Genomic DNA, 19,002 nt, shown 5'->3' on the forward strand with positions numbered 1-19,002 from the left:
GCGGGCATTCCTTTTTGATTTATGAAAAAAGACCCTATATTGAGTTATAGTTTAACTAAATTTTTTTCTTGCTAAAACGATTTTTACAACTTTTATCGACCAAAACAATATATATTTGTCGGGAAGCTAAAACGATTTAGCCCAAAACCTGTATTTAGAATTTATGAAAAGTTCCATGGCATTAGGAATTGATATTGGCGGCTCACACATCACAGCGGCATTGGTAGATCTGGAAAGCAGGTCGATAGTTGAAGGTTCGTGGCGTAGGGAGCGTGTTAACTCACAGGGAGCTGTTACCGACATACTCAACGCATGGTGCGCTGTAATCAACGACGTTTTCGGCAGTGGCATGGCGGCAGATGTAAAATATATCGGCATCGGCATGCCCGGCCCGTTTGACTATGAGCAGGGGATCAGCCACATGAAGAACCAGGATAAATACGATGCCTTGTTTGGCCTGAATGTAAAAACATTGCTCGCCGAAAAGCTCAACATCGATGCGCAGCATATCCGCTTTATCAACGACGCCGGCTGCTTCCTGCAAGGCGAAGCCTTCAGCGGCGCCGCACGCGGCCACCAGCGCGCCATCGGCCTCACACTCGGCACAGGCCTCGGCACCGCTGTCTTCGACGGCCACCTCGCTAAAGACGCCGATCTCTGGAACGCACCCTTTCAAAATAGCATTGCAGAAGATTATATCTCCACCCGCTGGTTTGTAAAACGTTATACGGAGATCAGCGGCAACGTTGTAAAAGATGTGAAAGCCCTCGTAGAGCTCATGCCCACAGATGCCCGCATCAACGGCATCTTCGATGAGTTTGCAAAAAATCTGGCAGGATTCCTGACTGATTTTATCCGTAACAATAATCCGGAAGTAGTAGTGGTAGGCGGCAACATCGCTAACGCCGCGGAATTATTTTTCCCCTTAACGCAACAGGAACTGACCGCACAAAATATTCATGTGCCACTGCTCAAAGCCACCCTCGGCGAATCGGCCGCCATCATTGGCGCAGCCAGCGTATGGTTTGAACAAACAGTAGGCGCCTGATCAAGGCATAAAAAAGGCCCGCACTACGGCAATACCGGACAATTACATAACGACCATTGTACGAACCACCATAAAATAATCGTTTCCGGTATACCGCGCGTGCGGGCTTGGCTCCAAAAATAATCTTTCAATATCTCTCTCCCAAAGATTTTCTGCTATTCCACATCTCCCCGCCATTTATCATTATTTTTCTTCTCCACTTGCATAAGCCCCTGTCATGCGTTATCTTACCACCGCAGCATTCAACCAATTTCATCAACCTTATTTTTTATGTCAAAACAAAACAGTGAATCAAGGCGGGCGTTCCTCAGGAATACTCTGGGAACGCTGGCTGCTTTTACTATTGTGCCCAGGCATGTACTGGGGCGTGGTTATCTGGCGCCGAGCGACCAGCTTACGAAAGCAGTAGTGGGTACCGGCAGTATGGGCCGCGGCCACTTCGGCTATGCAGGCACACGGGTAGTGGCCATCTGCGATGTGGACAAGAGCCATTTGCAGCTGGCGCTGAACCAGCTGGGCGACAAAGCCCGCGGCGTGAAAACGTTTGCCGACTATCGTGAGCTGATCACACTGCCGGAAGTGGACATCGTTCACATCGCCACACCACCGCACTGGCATGGCATTATTGCTGCCGATGCCGCCCGCGCGGGAAAAGACATCTGGTGCGAAAAACCAATGACAGCCACCATCGGCGAAGGCAAACGCCTCGTGGAAGCTGTACAGCAACATGGGCGCATCTTCCGCCTCAACACCTGGTTCCGCTTCGAAGACAATTTCTACGGCATGGGCACCACCGTAAAACCCATCAAGAAACTGGTGGAAAGCGGCCTGCTAGGATGGCCACTGAAAGTGACCGTGAGCAAGCACACCGGCTTCGATTGGAAATTTTACTGGGTGGGAAAAACCAACCTGCCTGAAATGCCCGTCCCTAAAGAGCTGGACTACGACATGTGGCTGGGGCCTGCACCGTATCGCCCTTACAACCCGCACCGCGTGCATCAAACTTTCCGCGGCTATTGGGATTACGATGGCGGTGGCCTCGGTGATATGGGACAGCATTACCTCGATCCCATTCAATATTTTTTAGGAAAAGATGATACCAGCCCCGTTAGCGTAGAGATAGATGCGCCGCAACAACATCCGGATGCCGTTGGCACCTGGAGAAGGATCACCTACACGTATGCGGACGGCTGCCAGATCATTCTTGATGGCGAAGGAAAAGACGAGAACGCGGCTTATATCGAAGGCCCGAAAGGCAAGCTGTATCCGGGTTTCCGCTCGGATATCCCCGATCTGGAAAAGAAGCTCGCAGCATTCCCTGATCCTGCACCGCAACAAACAGATTTCGTAGAGGCGGTGAAACAACGCAAAAAATTTGCGCTCAACGAAGAGAATGGCCATCGCTCTGCTACCCTGGTAAACATGGGCAAGGTAGCGCTGCGCCTCAACCGCTCGCTCAAATTCGATCCCGTTAAGCAGGAGTTCATCAATGATGCCGGCGCCAATGCCCTGATCTATCAGCCCATGCGCGGCCCCTGGACCATTTAAAAACTATTGAACAGTCAATTATGAAAAAGATATTATACCTGATCATCGCGGCGCTGCTGGCCACGCCCGCCTTCCTGTATGCACAGGGGCCTGCGGACCAGCGCGCATTTCATACGAAGGTCGCGGATGTGCTGGCACTGATGCCTGCGAACAACCAGTCGCAGCTCAATACCAACATGGAAACGATTGCCGGTCTCGGCGAAGATGGCCTGGTGGCCATCGCTGGCATGCTGGCGGCTCCCGGCAAAGGCGATAACACCCAGCTGCAATATGCGCTCGCGGGTTATGCCTTCTATGTTACGCAACCCGGAAAAGAAAAACTGCGCCAAACCGCTGTGGCCGCGCTTTGCAAGGCACTGCCCAAAGCGACGGATGTGGTAAACAAAACTTTCCTCATTACCCTCCTGCAAACTGTTGGCGATAACAACGCTGTGAGCACGCTGCAACCTTATCTTTCCGATGAACAACTCTGCGATCCCGCAGCGCGTGCGCTCGTGAAGATCAATACGCCGGCTGCCCGGCAGGCTTTACTGCAGGCGCTTTCCGCCGCTAGTGGTAACAGGCGGCTCACATTAGTGGAAGCGTTAGGGGATAGCAAAACCACGGAAGCTGCTGCCGCCATCGCAGCGCTGGCAGTCAATGCCGATCCCAAAGTGGCCAAGGTAGCCTTGTATGCGCTGGCGCACATCGGCCAGCCGGCATCGGCCACGATCCTGTCGAACGCCGCTGCCAAAGCGGGTTTCAAATATGACGTTACTAACGCGTCAGCTGTCTATCTCACTTATATCTCCGAATTAAATAATAACGGCAACAAAGCGCTGGCCGATAAACTGGCTGCTGCATTGTTACAACAATGCAAGCAGGAAAACCAGCTGCATACCCGCACCGCCGCGCTCGCGCTGCTCTCTGATATCCGCGGAGATAAAAGCGCGCCGCTGCTGATGCAGGCCGCTGCCAACCCGCAGGCACAGTACCGCGATGCTGCGTTGAAACTGTTGGGCAAGTACATCAACAACCTGGATGTAACACAGCTTAACCAGGCGCAGGAAGTGCTGCGCAAGGCGGACAACGGCGGCAAAGCCGCTATGCTGGCCATGTTGGGCGATAATAAAGTATTATCGGCCCTGCCTGCGATGTATGTGTATATGAAAGATAAAGATGAAGCAGTGAGAACAGCTGCCATCGCCGCTGCCGGCAAAACCGGCGGCGTTGCCGCTTTGCCGGAATTGCTGAAAGCCATGAAAACGGGCGATCAGCACACCATAGCCGCAGTGAAAAATGCTTTGCTCATCATGCCCGGCGGAGAAGTGACCGAGCAGGCGGGCGCTTCGCTGGCGGCCATGCCGCCTGCTGCGCAGGCTGCTCTGATAACGGTGCTGGCTGCACGAAAAGCAGATACCCGCATACAGGATGTGTTGCCGCTGACCGGCAGTAAGGATGCCGCGGTACATGACGCCGCTATGGCCGCATTACCGGAAATGGCCACCAGGGCTAATCTTCCGCAGCTCTTTACTTTGCTTAACAGCGCCAACGATGCTACGGATATTCGTCATCTGCAATCCGCTATCATCAATACCCATGTAGCTACTCCCGATGTGCTCGCGCAGATGCAGGCTACGCCGGCGGATAAGCAATACCGCTTCTTCGCGGTGCTGGCCGGCCTGGGCGATAAATCCGCGCTTGCGCCGGTTGTAAATGCCTTCGATAACGGTGACGTACAAACGAAAACGGCGGCGATCAGGGCGCTGTCAGACTGGAAAGATGCCAGCGCTGCACCGGCGCTCTTACAAATCGCCCGCAACAAAAATAACAGCAGCTACCTCGAATCGGCGCTGCTGGGCTATACAGGTCTTGCCACGCATTCCGGTTATCCCGCCGATCAGCGGCTGCTGATGCTTCGCGATGCCATGGAACTGGCCACCACGGCCAATGTACAGCAACAGATACTGAAAGCGGTAGAGAAATGCAAAACATTTCCCGCCCTGCTTTTCGCAGGTAACTACCTCGATAATACCGCCCTGCAACAGGATGCTGCCATGGCAGTGATGAACATTGCGCTGGCAGATAAATCTTACAATGGGGCGCAGGTGCGTGCGCTGCTGGAGAAAGCAGCACAGGCGCTCAAAGGCGGCGATGCCGATTACCAACGCCAGTCTATCCGCAAATACCTCGCGGAAATGCCTGCCGGTGAAGGTTTCGTGTCGCTCTTCAATGGCAAGGACCTCAGCGGCTGGAAAGGCCTGGTGGCCAATCCCATCGAGCGCGCCAAGATGGATGCCAAAGCCATGGCCAAAGCACAAGCCAAAGCCGATGAGATCATGCGCAAAGGCTGGTCCGTAAAAGATGGCCTGCTCATCTTCAACGGCGAAGGCGATAACCTCTGCACGGAGAAGAAATATGGTGATTTCGAGATGCTGGTAGATTGGAAGATACAGAACAAAGGCGATGCAGGCATCTACCTCCGCGGCTCGCCACAGGTGCAGATTTGGGACACTTCCCGCGTGGATGTAGGCGCACAGGTAGGCTCCGGTGGCCTCTATAATAACCAGCAACATGAAAGCAAGCCCCTGGTGCTGGCGGATAACGCGATCGGTGAATGGAACCATTTCCATATCATCATGAAAGGCGATCACGTTACCGTTTATCTCAATGGTAAACTGGTAACAGATAACACGATCCTCGAAAACTACTGGAACCGCAACCTGCCGATCTTCCCTGAAGAACAGATCGAATTGCAGGCGCATGGCTCCTATGTAGCCTATCGCGATCTGATGGTGAAGGAACTGACCAGCGTGAAGCCTTATGATATCAGTGAGGAAGAGAAGAAAGCGGGCTACCGCGTGCTCTTCGACGGCACCAATATGCATAACTGGACCGGCAACACCAAAGACTATGTAATCGATAATGGCGACCTGGTGATCATTCCAACAAATGGTGGTCACGGTAACCTATATACGAAAGAGGAGTTCAAAAATTTCTCTTTCCGTTTCGATTTCATGCTTACTCCCGGCGCCAACAATGGCCTGGGCGTACGTGCGCCACTGGAAGGCGATGCCGCTTATGTAGGGATGGAGTTGCAGATACTGGATAACGAAGCAGATATCTACAAGAACCTGAACGCATACCAATACCACGGCTCTGTATACGGTGTGATACCCGCTAAACGCGGTTACCTGAAACCGGTAGGAGAGTGGAATACGGAAGAGGCGATCGTGGACGGTACCCATATCAAAGTGATCCTGAATGGCACAGTGATACTGGATGGCGATATTGCGGAGGCGAGAAAGAATGGCGCGATGGACCACAAAGAACATCCGGGCCTGAAGAATGAAACCGGTCATATCGGTTTCCTGGGACATGGATCACTGGTGCGTTTCCGCCATATGCGCGTAAAGACTTTATAAGTAGCGGAATAAGAAGTAGAGCCCTTGAAGCGCTTTGAGCGCTTCAAGGGCTTCTTCGCTTTGGTACGTTTCTATAAAATTTAATGGGCAGCAAATTAAGGAGTAGAGCCCTTGAAGCGCTCAAAGCGCTTCAAGGGCTTCTTCGTTTTAATGCGTTTTATTAGCAGGATCTTGTTGGAATATTTTCGTGAGCATCGCATATAATTCAGGGTGCTTCTCCTGCAACAGGTCTGGCCTTTCAAAAAAGTATTCCGATATCACGGCAAAGAATTCGGCTTCGTTGGTAGCGCCGTAAGGATTGATATCCGTATGCCCTTCAGACATCTGCTGGATGGTTTGGTGCACGAGCTTCATCCAGGGGATGCTGTAGCTGTGTTCCAGCAGGTTGCGGGGCATGCCGTCCACGATGCCGTCGGATTTGTCGAGCAGGTGTACAAATTCGTGTATGGCGGTATTGCTTTTGTCGCCCGTGTTGGCGAAGCCTTCCCGCAGTGCATGGCGGGAGAGGATCATCTGGCCATTGAGCGGGCCGCTGCCTACCATGCCGAGGATGTTACGGCGATTGCCTTCGTACTGGTAAGTTTCATCAAACGTATCCGGATAGAGGATCACGTTGGTGAGATTGAAATATTCCCAGTCTTTGAACCCGAAAATGGGGATGATGGCGCTGGCCGCCACCAGCACGCGGTCCAGCGGCTCTACGGCGGTGCCTACGCCTTCGATATGGGTGCGCCGGAGGAAACGTTGCACCTTTTCTTCAAAGCGGCGTTTATCCGTTTCCGTTAGTTGCTGATAATAACGTACATGTTCCTGTAGCAGCGGTTGGTAATCGTCCGGTACTGCGCTCTTCTTCAACTTTCTGCGGGTGTACAGGTTCCTGAAGTACAGGAACAGTATCAACCCGATCATCATCAATCCAAATAAAACCATTACATCGATTATTTTTTGTTCACGCAAAGCGGCATAAGCAGCAAAGCAGCAAAGGCATTTTTTGCGCGAAGCGCCCTTTGCGCCTTTGCTGCTTTGCGCCTTTGCGTGAAACTATTTCGCGCGTAGCGCTTTAAATTCCGATCCGGGCTTCCAGGCAGGGAAGCTGCTTTCATTGCTGAGGGTATAGCCTACGTCGAACAGGAAGCGGAGGTCTTCCACGGTACCGTCGAGCACCCAGGTATTGGGGTCGAACTCATCTTTCGGTGAGTGGTAACGGAGACGGTTATACGCAGCGATCTGTTCTTTGCCCCATCCTGCTTCGTGGCCGATGGCATCGGTGCCAGGGCCGATGTACAGGCCGGGAACGCCTTTCTTGGCAAAGTTGAAATGGTCGGAACGGAAGAACCATCCGCCTTCGGGATTAGCTTCCCTTACGGTGATACGGCCTTGTTTGGCAGCTGCGCGTTTGGCGTAGTCGTCCAGTTCCGACTGGCCATAGCCGATGACGGTGATATCACGCGTTCTCCCGAAAGAATTCAATACATCGAGGTTGATATCCGCTACGGTTTTGTTCATCGGGAAAACGGGATGGGCGGCGTAATATTCAGAGCCGAGCAGGCCTTGCTCTTCGCCGGTTACCGACAGGAAGAGGACAGAGCGTGCCGGCCGCTGTTTCAGTTTAGTGAAGGCTGTGGCCAGCTCCAGGAGGCCAGCGCAGCCACTGGCATTGTCCACCGCGCCATTGTAGATAGAGTCGCCGTTGATGGCTTCTCCAATACCGAAGTGATCCCAATGAGCCGAATATACCACGCATTCCTGCGGCCTTTTGGCGCCGGGCAGTATGGCGAGCACATTATGCGAAGTGGATCTTTTGATCGTATTATTCAGCACCACGGAGGCTTGCAAATGCAATGGCACCGGCTTGAAACCTTTTCTCCTGGCCTTGTCCATCACATCGGGCGACAAGCCGGCGAGCGCAAACATTTTTTTGGCGGCATCGAGGGTGATCCATCCTTCCATCGCAGTCCTGGACTGGCCATTGTCGGCCGTTTGCAGGTGCAGTTTAGAGCCGGACCAGCTGCTGCGTACCACTTTCCAGGGATAGCTTGCCGGGGCTGTTTCGTGGATGATGATCACACCGGCAGCGCCCTGGCGGGAAGCCTCTTCGAATTTGTAGGTCCAGCGGCCGTAGTAGGTCATCACATGACCTTTGAAAAGGGAGCTGTCGGCAAAGCCGGGATCATTGATCAGCACCACTACTGTCTTGCCCTTTACATTCAGGCCGGCATAGTCATTCCAGCCATATTCCGGCGCTACGATGCCATAGCCCACAAATACCATATCGGAGTTATTGACGCTCACCTGTTCTTGTATGTGGCGGGTGGCGGCCACGAAATCATCGAGGTATTGCAGCGCCAGTTCGCCTTTGGCGCCTTTGAAAACGAGCTTGCCGGCAGGTTTGCTGGCGATGTTCACCATGGGCACATCCTGGAAATAGCTGTTGCCATTGCCGGGTTGCAGCCCCAGTTGTTTGAACTGTGCCGCCAGGTATTGAATGGCGCTGTCTTCGCCGCGTGTGAAAGGTTTCCGGCCCTCAAAGGCATCGGAGGCGAGCCGGCTGATATGACGGGTATAGTCATCGGCATTGATCGCCTTGACAGCGCTGGAATCCTGTGCCTGCAAGCCTTGCAGGGATAGCGCGCCCGCCAGTGATAATAATAGATATGTTCTCAAAGCAAAACGTTTTGCGCAAAAATTAACAGAGTTAAGGAATATTTCCAAATCGGGTTTTGTGCAGATTTTTTTAGAATGAAGATAGAGAGATACCGGTTTGGGTTAATATCTGCGCATTATTGATCAATTCCGGCAGCGAAGCTGCGGGGCCGGCCGGTTATTTTTGTAGTATAAAAAATGACCGGACAATGGCACAAATAAACTGGCAAGGCGTATTTCCTGCATTGCTGACACCTTTTACCAATGATGATCGTATCGATTATGATCTGTTCGACAAAAACTTGCAGGCACAGGAAGCTGCCGGCGTGAATGGTATTATCCTTGGCGGATCGCTGGGAGAGGCCAGCAGTTTACAGAACGACGAAAAGTATGCACTGGTGCGTCACGCGGTGAGCCGCCTGGATGGCCGCATCCCGGTGATCATGAACATCGCCGAGCAAACTACCAGCGCCGCTATCGAAGTAGCGCAGGAAGGCAAGAAGGCCGGCGCCGCCGGACTGATGCTGCTGCCGCCCATGCGCTACAAAGCGGATGATGCAGAAACAGTAGCCTACTTCCTTGCGGTAGCCAAAGCCGTAGATCTGCCCATCCTCATCTACAACAACCCGGTAGATTACAAGATCATGGTAACCCTGGAGATGTTTGAACAGCTTGCCGCTGCGCCCAATATCCAGGCCGTGAAAGAATCCACCCGCGATACCACCAATGTGATCCGCATGACCAATCGCTTCGGCGACCGTTTCAAGATACTCTGCGGCGTAGATACGTTAGCGTTAGAGAGCCTGGCGATCGGCGCCCATGGCTGGGTAGCAGGACTGGTAGACGCCTTCCCGCGTGAGACCGTAGCCATCTACCGTCTCGCGAAAGCAGGCCGCATCGCAGAAGCGCTGACCATCTACCGCTGGTTCATGCCACTGCTCGAACTCGATATCCATCCCAAGCTGGTACAATACATCAAACTGGCTGCTACTGCCACCGGCATCGGCAGCACGCATGTACGTGCGCCGCGCCTGCCGCTGCAAGGCAGCGAGCTGGCCAGCGTACAGGCTATCATCGATCGTGCACTGGCGGCAAGACCAGTGTTACCCGAATATCTAAACCTGCCTTCATGAGTATTACCGGACAAAATATTATCGGTTACCAATATGCCGCAACAGGCAGTGAACAATTACGTGCATACGATCCCGTTAGTAACACACAACTGCCCGAGGCCTTTTCCATTGCCACTTCCGAAGAAGTGAACCTGGCGGTGGAAAAGGCCGCGCAGGCATTTCCGGCTTACAGCGCCACTACGCCGGAGCAGCGGGCTGTATTCCTGGAAACGATCGCATCAGAGATCATGGCCATCGGAGAGCCGCTGCTGCAAAGGGCTGTAGCGGAATCAGGATTGCCGCTGGCGCGCATCACCGGCGAGCGAGGGCGCACTACCGGCCAGCTGCAACTCTTCGCCAGCGTGCTGCGCGAAGGGTCGTGGGTAGATGCCGTGATAGATACCGCGCTACCACAAAGAGAACCACTACCGCGACCGGATATACGAAAAATGCTGGTACCCTTAGGGCCTGTGCTGGTATTCCCCGCAAGCAATTTCCCGCTGGCCTTTTCCACTGCCGGCGGCGATACCGCCTCCGCGCTGGCAGCCGGCAACCCTGTGATCGTGAAAGCGCACGAGTCGCATCCCGGCACCAATGAGCTGATCGCAAAAGCGATCCGCAATGCCGCTGAGAAATGCGGCATGCCCGACGGCGTATTTTCCAGCATCAATGGCAAAGGGCCTGTTACCGGTCAGCAGCTGGTGAAACATCCGGGTATCAAAGCGATCGGATTCACCGGCTCTTATAAAGCCGGCATGGCTATCTTCGATGCGGTGAACCAACGCGCAGCGCCCGTACCGGTGTATGCCGAGATGGGCAGCATCAATCCTGTATTGCTGCTTCCCGCCAAACTGGCCACTGCGGCCGAACAGCTGGCAGGCCAGTTAGCGGCGTCTGTTACACTGGGTACCGGGCAGTTCTGTACCAATCCTGGTCTCCTCATCGCATTGGACAATACCGACACGGAAACGTTTGCGCAACATCTGCAAACGCAGCTCTCAAACACTGCGGCAGGTACCATGCTCAATCCGGGCGTCTGTTATCACTATTATGAGAACAGGTCGCAGCTCTCCCGCAAAACGGGTGTGGAAACATTGCTCAGCGGCGAGAAGCTCGTGGCGCAAACGAAAGGCTCTGCCGCCCTGTACCGCGTGAGTGGGCGCCATTTCCTGGCTGATCCCGAAATGCAACAGGAAGTATTCGGGCCTGCCACCTTGCTGGTAGTATGCCGCGATGCTACAGAACTGAACGCCGTATTGCAGTCCCTGCACGGACAGCTCACCGGCACGATCATGGCAGAAGCTGCCGATCTGCAAGCGTTCGCACCAGCCCTTGGGTTGCTCGCCGAAAAAGTAGGCAGGATCATTTACAATAATGTGCCTACCGGCGTGGAGGTATCGTATGCGATGCACCATGGCGGCCCCTTCCCGGCCACTACGGATGTACGCAGCACCTCGGTGGGCGCAGCGGCCATCCTCCGTTTTGTACGGCCGCGTTGTTATCAGAACTGGCCCGAAACCTTGCTGCCAGCGGCTTTGCAGGATAGCAACCCGCTGGGCATATGGCGGAGGGTTAACGGTCAGCTTAGCCGGGAGAGCATTTAGTTATTTGATGATTTTATTATTGGGTTATTTAATTATTTTCTGGGGAGATGTCAACCAAAACATTCTTTTGTATAGATGCCCACACTTGCGGCAACCCCGTACGGCTTGTTGCCGGCGGGGGCCCTGTGCTGGTGGGCAATACCATGATGGAGAAACGTTTGCACTTTTTACGGGAGTACGACTGGATCCGCAAGGGGCTGATGTTTGAGCCGAGAGGTCATGATATGATGAGCGGCAGCATTCTCTATCCGCCCTGCGATCCTGCAAACGATACCGGCGTGCTGTACATCGAAACCAGCGGCTGCCTGCCTATGTGCGGCCATGGTACTATTGGTACGGTTACTATCGCTATCGAACAGGGGCTGGTGATACCGAAAGTGCCCGGCCAGCTGCGGCTGGAAACGCCGGCAGGACTGGTGCTCGTGAGCTATGTACAGGAAGGGCAGAAAGTGAAATCGGTGAAGCTCACCAACGTAAAATCATTCCTCGCTGCCGAAAACCTGGAAGTGGAATGCCCAGGCCTCGGTATCCTGCATGTGGATGTGGCCTATGGGGGCAACTTCTACGCCATCGTAGATCCACAGCCCAATTTCGCAGGACTGGAGCACTTCACCGCCGATCAGCTGATCTCCTTTAGCCGCATATGCCGTCAACGGCTAAACGAAAAATATACATTCGTACATCCCGAAAATGAGCACATCAAGGGATTGAGTCATATGCTGTGGACCGGCGCCACGATTAGTCCGCATGCCACTGCACGCAATGCCGTATTTTATGGCGACAAAGCCATCGACCGCTCGCCTTGCGGTACCGGCACTTCCGCGCGCATGGCGCAATGGCATGCCAAAGGAAAGCTCCGCAAAGGCGACACCTTTATACATGAAAGTATCATCGGATCAGTATTCAACGGCACCATCGAAGAAGAGACCACTATTGCCGGCAAACCCGCCATCATCCCCGGTATTGAAGGATGGGCAAAAGTAACCGGCTATAATACCATCTTCCTGGACGATGACGATCCTTATGTGCATGGCTTCCAGGTGATCTGAGCCCTGCACATCTCACAAAAAAATAACATGAAAGCAATCATCATCGGAGGAGGTATCATAGGATTATGCACTGCCCACTACCTGCGCGACAGCGGGTGGGAGGTAACGGTCATGGATAAACGTGATTTCAGGGATAACTGTTCTTACGGCAATCTGGGCATGATCGTGCCCAGTCACTTTGTGCCGCTGGCGGCGCCGGGCATCGTATCACAGGGCATCCGCTGGATGTTCAGCAGCAAAAGCCCTTTCTATGTAAAACCGGCCCTGAACAAAGACCTGGTGTCCTGGGGCCTGCAATTTATAAAACACGCCAAAGCGAATCATGTGGCGGCATCAGCAATCCCCTTGCGGGATATCAACCTCCTGAGCCGTCAGCTCTATGATGAGCTGGCACAGCAGCCCGGCTTTGATTTCGGTTTGCAACACAAGGGTATCATCATGTACTATAAAACGGCGGCTGTGCAGGAAGAAGAAGCGCACCTGGCGGAACAGGCGCGCGCCATGGGCCTCGATGCCGCTGTGCTGGATAAAGCCGCCATACAAGCGCTGGAACCGCAATTGCAGCTTGATGTGTTAGGTGGCGTGCACTATCGCTGTGATGCCCATCTCTATCCCAATCAACTCATGCAACAACTGTTATCATCCCTCAAAAATAAAGGTGTTCATTTCCTGCCACACACAGAGGTTACGCAAGTGGAAACCACGCAGGGGAAGGTCACTGCTGTTATCAGCGGCGACCAACGCTATGATGCAGATATGTTCGTGATGGCCGGCGGCTCCTGGGCCCCGGCGCTGGCGCGGCTTGCAGGCGAACGCCTGTTGCTGATGCCGGGCAAAGGTTACTCTGTTACTTTGGATGCGCCATCTGTCAATCTCAATATCCCCGCAATCCTTTGCGAAGCCAGGGTGGCGCTTACGCCGATGCGCGATAAACTGCGTTTCGGCGGTACGATGGAAGTAGCCGCAGTGAACGACCAGGTGAACATGAACAGGGTAGCGGGTATCGTGGAATCGGTGCAGCGTTATTTCGGTAACCTGCCTGTTCACATGCCGAAAAAAGAAGACGTATGGTTCGGGTTCCGTCCCTGCTCACCAGATGGATTACCATTCATTGGATTTTCAAAACGATACCGTAATTTGCTGCTCGCCGGCGGCCACTCCATGATGGGCCTCAGCCTGGGACCCGCCACCGGCAAGCTGTTGACGCAACTGGCCAACGGAGAGGAAACAAGTATGGATATTTCGCCTTTCAGTCCGCAACGCAACGGCGCTTAATTGATCAACGCAAAATCACAGCGAATGCTAAAAGCCAACAGCTACCCGGCTACAAACAGTGACAAGGAATGTGAACAGGCGTTTGCCGGTTTCTGGCATGAAATGCAGCAGAACAATGAACAGGGCTTATACAAGATCTATCATGAGATCTATGATAATCTCTATCATTACGGTGTGGCTGTTGTGCTGGACAAGTCGATGGTAAAGGAAGCCATCAACGATATTTTTGTAGAGATATGGCAGAAGCGCCACCAGCTGGATATGCCGGGCAATATCAAAGGTTATCTCTTCATCTGCTTCAAACGCAGGCTGTACAAGATACTCAGCAAAGCGCATAAAGAAGCCCTGCGCGAAGACAGTTTGCTCTTCCGCGAACCAGAGGAAAGCCCATACGAAGAAGTGCTGATCCGCCAGGAAACCGACCATCAGGTAAAAGAAAAGCTCGAACGCATGCTAGGCCTGCTCACTGCCCGCCAGCGGGAATTTATCAAACTACGTTTTTACGACAACCTGAGCATCGAAGAAATCGCCGCCCGCACCGACGCCACGCCGCGCACCATCTACAACACCATCCACAACGCCCTGGTGCGCATCCGCGAAGTGTATACCGATGCTACACTCATCGGATTATTTTTACTCATGATTAAATGATTAGAAGGATTAGCAGGATTTTTTTTACAGGATTTTAAAGGATTCGGGGAGATCAACCCGAAATGATCTTCGCGAATCCTTTAAAATCCTGTAAAAAAAATCCTGCTAATCCTTCTAATCATTTAATCATGAGTAAAAAAATCTCCATAATCCTTGGTAAAAATCCTCCGGCTTCTCCCTCTTTATAGAAAATGCCCGGTATGGACCTACAGCAGTATAAGGCGGAAGACTTTATCCTCAACGATTCTTTTGTGCGTTATTGCCTGCGCAGTAACGATTCTGATGTGCAGTTCTGGGAAAGCTGGCTACAGCGCTACCCGCATAAGCGTGAGGAGGCGGAGAAGGCCCGTGAATGGCTGTTCCGGCTGGGTTTGAAGCTTACGCCTGAAGAGAAAGAAGCGGAATTTGGCAAGTTGCAGCTGGCTATTGCGGCTGCTAATGACACAACCGCGCCGGCGCAGGAGCGGCCATCGCCGGCGGCGCGCCGCTACTGGCGTATAGCGGCGGCTGTGTTGTTGCCGCTGGCGGCAATAGCCTGGTGGATGAAAGCCGGGCAGCATAAGCCGGTAATAGCGGACAATAACGCTAACGCCTATACGGTATATGTAGCGGGCGACAGCGCCCGCCGCCCCCTGGTGCTGGCCGATGGCAGCCGGGTGATCCTCAACCGCCACAGCACCCTCCGCGTACCGGAAAACTATAACAAAGGCAGCCGCCACCTCGAACTGCAAGGAGAAGCCCTCTTTGAAGTGGCCCCCGCTCCTGAACAACCCTTCACTGTAAGTAGTCAGGGCGCGGAAGTACGCGCCCTCGGTACCGCCTTCAAAGTGCGCGCCTATGGCTTCGATACCGCCATGGCCGTATCCCTGCTGGAAGGACGTGTACGCGTAGCCGTTAGATCATCCGCCACCGAACTGCAACCCGGCGAGCAGGTGCTGCTCAAAGCAGATGCCTCCCTGTTTGATAAACATGGTTTTGATATGGCCCGCGAAGCCGCCTGGCGCAAAGGTTTGCTCGCCTTCAACAATGCATCCATCCGGGAAATTACCGAACAACTGCAATACTGGTACGGGATCAAAGTGCAACTGATGCCCGGAAAATATAAACCGATACGCTTCAATGGCGCCTTCCGGAATAAGCCGCTCAACGAGGTACTGGCAGCCATCTGCTTTGTGAACGGACTAACATCCACCATTAAAAATGATACGTTACTGATATCTCCTGCCAGCGCGTCACACTAGCCGGAGCTTACTATACCATTACAACCAAAATACGTTATGACTAAAACTTCCATTCAACGGGCGTGCATAGGCATGCTCCTGTGGCTGATGCTGCTTAGCTGGGTGCAAGCGGCCGAAGGCCTGAAAGACAAGATCGACGTAGGTTTCAGGCAAACAAAGGTATTGCAGGTATTACAATACCTCGAAAAAAATACCCGGCTGAAATTCTCTTATAATCTCGACGATCTCGAAAAATTAAAACCGCTGACGCTCGATAAAAAAGAACGTACAGTGGAAGGCCTGCTCCATGAGATCAGCCATGTTACTGCTTTAGAGTTCAAAGTAACAGATGATATCATCCTCGTGAAAGTAGGGAACAATAACAGCGTAGTAAAGAATGACGCTGCCCCGCAGCAACAGCCGCCGGTAAAAGGAAAGATCACTTCCAATACCGGCGAGGCATTGCCCGGAGTTAGCGTCAGGCTGAAAGGCACGACCAAAGGCGTACTCACAGATGTGAAGGGCGCCTTTGAACTGCGCGATCTGCCCCCAGGCGCCGTGCTGGAAATATCCTTCATCGGTTACGAAAGCGCGGAAGTGCCGGTAAATGGCCAGCAGGAACTGACCATCACCCTCAATACCTCTACGAAAGTGCTCGACCAGGTAGTAGTAGTGGGCTATGGCACCCAAAGCAAACGTAATGTCAGCAGCGCCATCACTTCCGTAAAAGGCAGCGAGATTGCAAACGTTCCCACCAATAACCCCGTTAATGCCCTGCAAGGTAAAGTGGCCGGTTTGACCGTAGTGAATACCGGCGGCGCTCCCGGCAACATGGCCGATATCAAACTGCGCGGCATCAGCACCTATGGCTCACACCAGCCGCTGTTCATCATCGATGGCAGCCCCGGCGATCCCTATTATCTCAACAACAACGATATTGCTTCTATTGAAGTGCTCAAAGATGGCGCAGCCGCTTCTATCTATGGCTCCCTCAGCGCTAACGGCGTGATCCTCGTCACCACCAAGAAAGGAAAGAAAGGCCCGCCAAAACTGGAATTTAACGGCTACTACAGCATCGTGAATCCTACGGGTAAAATGCATCTTCTTGATGCCGACGGCTATCTCAAAGTGCATCGCATGATGTATGATAATGCCGGTATCCCCGACGATCGCAAGCCCGCCTATCTCTCCAAAGGCGTTACCGCCAATACCAACTGGCAGGACGAGATCACACAACAGGCCACTGCACAGAATTATAGCTTGAGCCTCACCGGCGGCGGCGATTACTTCAACTATGGCCTCAGCGGCAACATCACCCGCGAAACCGGTACCTTCATCGGCACCGATTTTAAAAAGAAATCCATCCGCTCCCGCAACGAATACAAGAAAGGACGTTTGACTGCTGAAGTGAACCTCGTGTACGCTGAAACAGATCGCAGTGACCTGAACTACAGCACCAAAGATGCTTACTTCCAGTCGCCATTGCTGCCGGTTTACGACAAGAACGAAAAGTACGGCTATGCTTTACAGATCAACCAGCTGCCGAAATATGAAAATGCACTGGCCATGAATCACTACATGAGCAATTCCAATCGCGCGCAGTACTTCAGCGGAAACGCCCGCCTGTCGCTGGAGTTGATCAAAGGCATGAAATTCGTGACCAACCTTGGGCTGGTAAGCACCAACTTCCTCAACTATGCTTATCACCCGCCATTCCGCGGCAATGCCAACGATCCGCTGATACCTTATGCACAACTCACCGATGGCCGCTCCAACGACCGCCAACGTTTGATGGAGAACCTGTTGTATTACGATCGCAGCTTTGGTAAGCATAGCATCAACCTGCTCGCAGGTTATACGGCACAGGAGATATCCAGTAATAACATCACTACCATTGCAGATGGCAAGACCACCGTATATACTGTGGTAGACGGACAGATATCACCCAATATCCTGCCCGGCGGATTCCTGGATCCCGGCTTCAGCACCATGAATGGCGCAGCCGGCGGCTCTTTCAGCGCTACCGGTACCCGTCCGCAATATGACCGTTTGTCTACATTAGGGCGTATCAACTACGCCTATGACGGTAAATATCTTTTGCAGGTATCCGTGCGCCGCGATGGTTCTTCCAAGTTTGGTGAAAACCGCCGCTATGGCGTGTTTCCGTCCGTATCAGTGGGTTGGAACCTGCAAAGCGAATCTTTCATGCAAAGGTATGCATGGCTGAATCTCCTGAAGCTGCGCGCCAGCTATGGCGAGCTGGGTAATGAAAATGCGCTCGGTGAATATGATCACCAGGCTTTGATGACAATCTCCAACCGCCGCGGTGGTGGCTATGTACAGGGGAGTGGCGCCGCCGCCTGGCCGGGAGCCGCTGCCTGGGAGCTGAAAAATAAAGACCTGCGATGGGAGACCAGCATCTCCAAAAATATCGGCTTCGATTTTGGCGTGCTCAATAAACTCACTGGTTCCTTTAACTTCTTCAACAATGTTACCAGAGACCTGCTGATCCGGAAAGAACTGGCTGCCAGCGCAGGTTTGAATAATCCCGTGATGAACGTAGGCCGCATCGGCAACAAAGGCTGGGAACTGGAACTGACCTGGGCAGATAAAAAGAAAGACTGGAATTATAGTATAACCGGTACCCTTAGTCAGGTGAAAAATAAAGTGCTCGCCCTTGCCAACGAAAACCAGAAACTTGCCGGCACCGGCCTGAAATACGGCACTGGCCCCGTTCCCAACATGACGGTAGTAGGCAGCGAGATCGGCGCCTTCTATCTCTATGAGGCAGATGGCATCTTCCAATCCGATGCTGAAGTAGCCGCCTATAAAAACAAGAAAGGGGACCTCCTGCAACCCGATGCCAAAGCCGGCGATATCCGCTTCCGCGATACCAATGGCGACGGCGTGATCGATGAAAACGACAAAACCTACCAGGGTAGCGGCTTTCCGAAAGTGGAGTATGGCTTCAACTTCACCCTTGGTTACAAAGGTTTCGATCTGCAATTATTCTGGCAGGGCGTAGGCGGCAACAAGATCTTCAACGGCAATAAATACGAGCTGCAAGGCATGGATGCCGGCCGTAACTTCGATGTAAGCACCCTCAACGCCTGGACGCCGCAGAACAGGAACACCGATGTGCCCCGTGCTGTGCTGGGAGATCCGAACAACAACAACCGCGAATCTACGCGCTTCCTCGAAAGAGGCGATTACCTCCGCCTGAAAACCTTACAGCTGGGTTATGCTTTCTCCACCTCGCTGCTGCAACGCGCGAAGATATCACGCTTACGCATATACGTAAGTGCGCAGAACCTGCTCACCTTTACGAAATATACTGGCCCCGACCCGGAGATCGGCCGCGCCGACGTGCTCAACACAGGCCTCGACCGCTGGATGTATCCACAGAACAAAACATTTATGACTGGCCTGCAACTGGAGTTCTAACATT

Annotated in this window: 12 protein-coding genes; 10 read left to right on the top strand and 2 right to left on the bottom strand. The window is 53.1% G+C overall.

The window, feature by feature from the left end:
* Positions 1–163 precede the first annotated feature (163 nt).
* The 3 genes from FPG75_RS07020 (at position 164) to FPG75_RS07030 (ending at position 6,000) form a co-directional block, all read left to right on the top strand.
* The gene (locus FPG75_RS07020; protein WP_143306053.1) at positions 164–1,048 is read left to right on the top strand and encodes an ROK family protein; all 885 of its coding nucleotides are present in this window, start codon (positions 164–166) and stop codon (positions 1,046–1,048) included.
* 270 nt (positions 1,049–1,318) lie between these two features.
* Positions 1,319–2,596, top strand: a complete 1,278-nt coding sequence (locus tag FPG75_RS07025; protein ID WP_143306054.1) for a Gfo/Idh/MocA family oxidoreductase — start codon at positions 1,319–1,321, stop codon at positions 2,594–2,596.
* A gap of 20 nt (positions 2,597–2,616) precedes the next feature.
* Entirely contained in the window at positions 2,617–6,000 is a 3,384-nt protein-coding gene (locus tag FPG75_RS07030) for a family 16 glycoside hydrolase (protein ID WP_201747901.1), read from the top strand.
* 147 nt (positions 6,001–6,147) lie between these two features.
* Here FPG75_RS07030 and FPG75_RS07035 read toward each other — a convergent pair whose 3' ends face one another.
* Together FPG75_RS07035 and FPG75_RS07040 are read right to left on the bottom strand one after the other, a co-directional pair.
* Positions 6,148–6,930, bottom strand: coding sequence for a M90 family metallopeptidase (locus FPG75_RS07035; protein WP_143306056.1), 783 nt, complete (start codon positions 6,928–6,930; stop codon positions 6,148–6,150).
* Between the two features lie 111 nt (positions 6,931–7,041).
* Positions 7,042–8,664, bottom strand: a complete 1,623-nt coding sequence (locus tag FPG75_RS07040; RefSeq protein ID WP_143306057.1) for a M28 family metallopeptidase — start codon at positions 8,662–8,664, stop codon at positions 7,042–7,044.
* 188 nt (positions 8,665–8,852) lie between these two features.
* Here FPG75_RS07040 and FPG75_RS07045 point away from each other — a divergent pair, with 188 nt between their 5' ends.
* The 7 genes from FPG75_RS07045 to FPG75_RS07075 all read left to right on the top strand — a co-directional run bounded on the left by FPG75_RS07045 (position 8,853) and on the right by FPG75_RS07075 (position 18,998).
* Complete coding sequence (locus tag FPG75_RS07045; RefSeq protein WP_143306058.1) at positions 8,853–9,776, top strand: dihydrodipicolinate synthase family protein; 924 nt, start codon at positions 8,853–8,855, stop codon at positions 9,774–9,776.
* The gene (locus FPG75_RS07050; RefSeq protein WP_143306059.1) at positions 9,773–11,359 is read left to right on the top strand and encodes an aldehyde dehydrogenase (NADP(+)); all 1,587 of its coding nucleotides are present in this window, start codon (positions 9,773–9,775) and stop codon (positions 11,357–11,359) included. Before FPG75_RS07045 ends, FPG75_RS07050 begins: the two co-directional genes overlap by 4 nt.
* 47 nt (positions 11,360–11,406) lie before the next feature.
* Positions 11,407–12,408: a 4-hydroxyproline epimerase gene (locus tag FPG75_RS07055; RefSeq protein WP_143306060.1), complete on the top strand. Its 1,002-nt coding sequence runs from the start codon at positions 11,407–11,409 to the stop codon at positions 12,406–12,408.
* A 27-nt stretch (positions 12,409–12,435) separates the two neighbouring features.
* The gene (locus FPG75_RS07060) at positions 12,436–13,683 is read left to right on the top strand and encodes an NAD(P)/FAD-dependent oxidoreductase (RefSeq protein ID WP_143306061.1); all 1,248 of its coding nucleotides are present in this window, start codon (positions 12,436–12,438) and stop codon (positions 13,681–13,683) included.
* Positions 13,684–13,707: 24 nt separating this feature from the next.
* A complete protein-coding gene (locus FPG75_RS07065) occupies positions 13,708–14,334 on the top strand; it encodes an RNA polymerase sigma factor (RefSeq protein ID WP_143306062.1) in 627 nt (208 codons plus the stop codon).
* 200 nt (positions 14,335–14,534) lie between these two features.
* Positions 14,535–15,575 carry a FecR family protein gene (locus FPG75_RS07070; protein ID WP_161596704.1) on the top strand — a complete coding sequence of 347 codons (1,041 nt, stop codon included), beginning with the start codon at positions 14,535–14,537 and terminating at the stop codon, positions 15,573–15,575.
* A 36-nt stretch (positions 15,576–15,611) separates the two neighbouring features.
* Positions 15,612–18,998 (top strand): SusC/RagA family TonB-linked outer membrane protein, encoded by a 3,387-nt coding sequence (locus tag FPG75_RS07075; protein WP_143306064.1) that lies wholly within the window; start codon positions 15,612–15,614, stop codon positions 18,996–18,998.
* The last annotated feature ends 4 nt before the right edge of the window (positions 18,999–19,002 follow it).

Source organism: Chitinophaga vietnamensis, from assembly GCF_902167635.1.
GTDB lineage: Bacteria > Bacteroidota > Bacteroidia > Chitinophagales > Chitinophagaceae > Chitinophaga > Chitinophaga vietnamensis.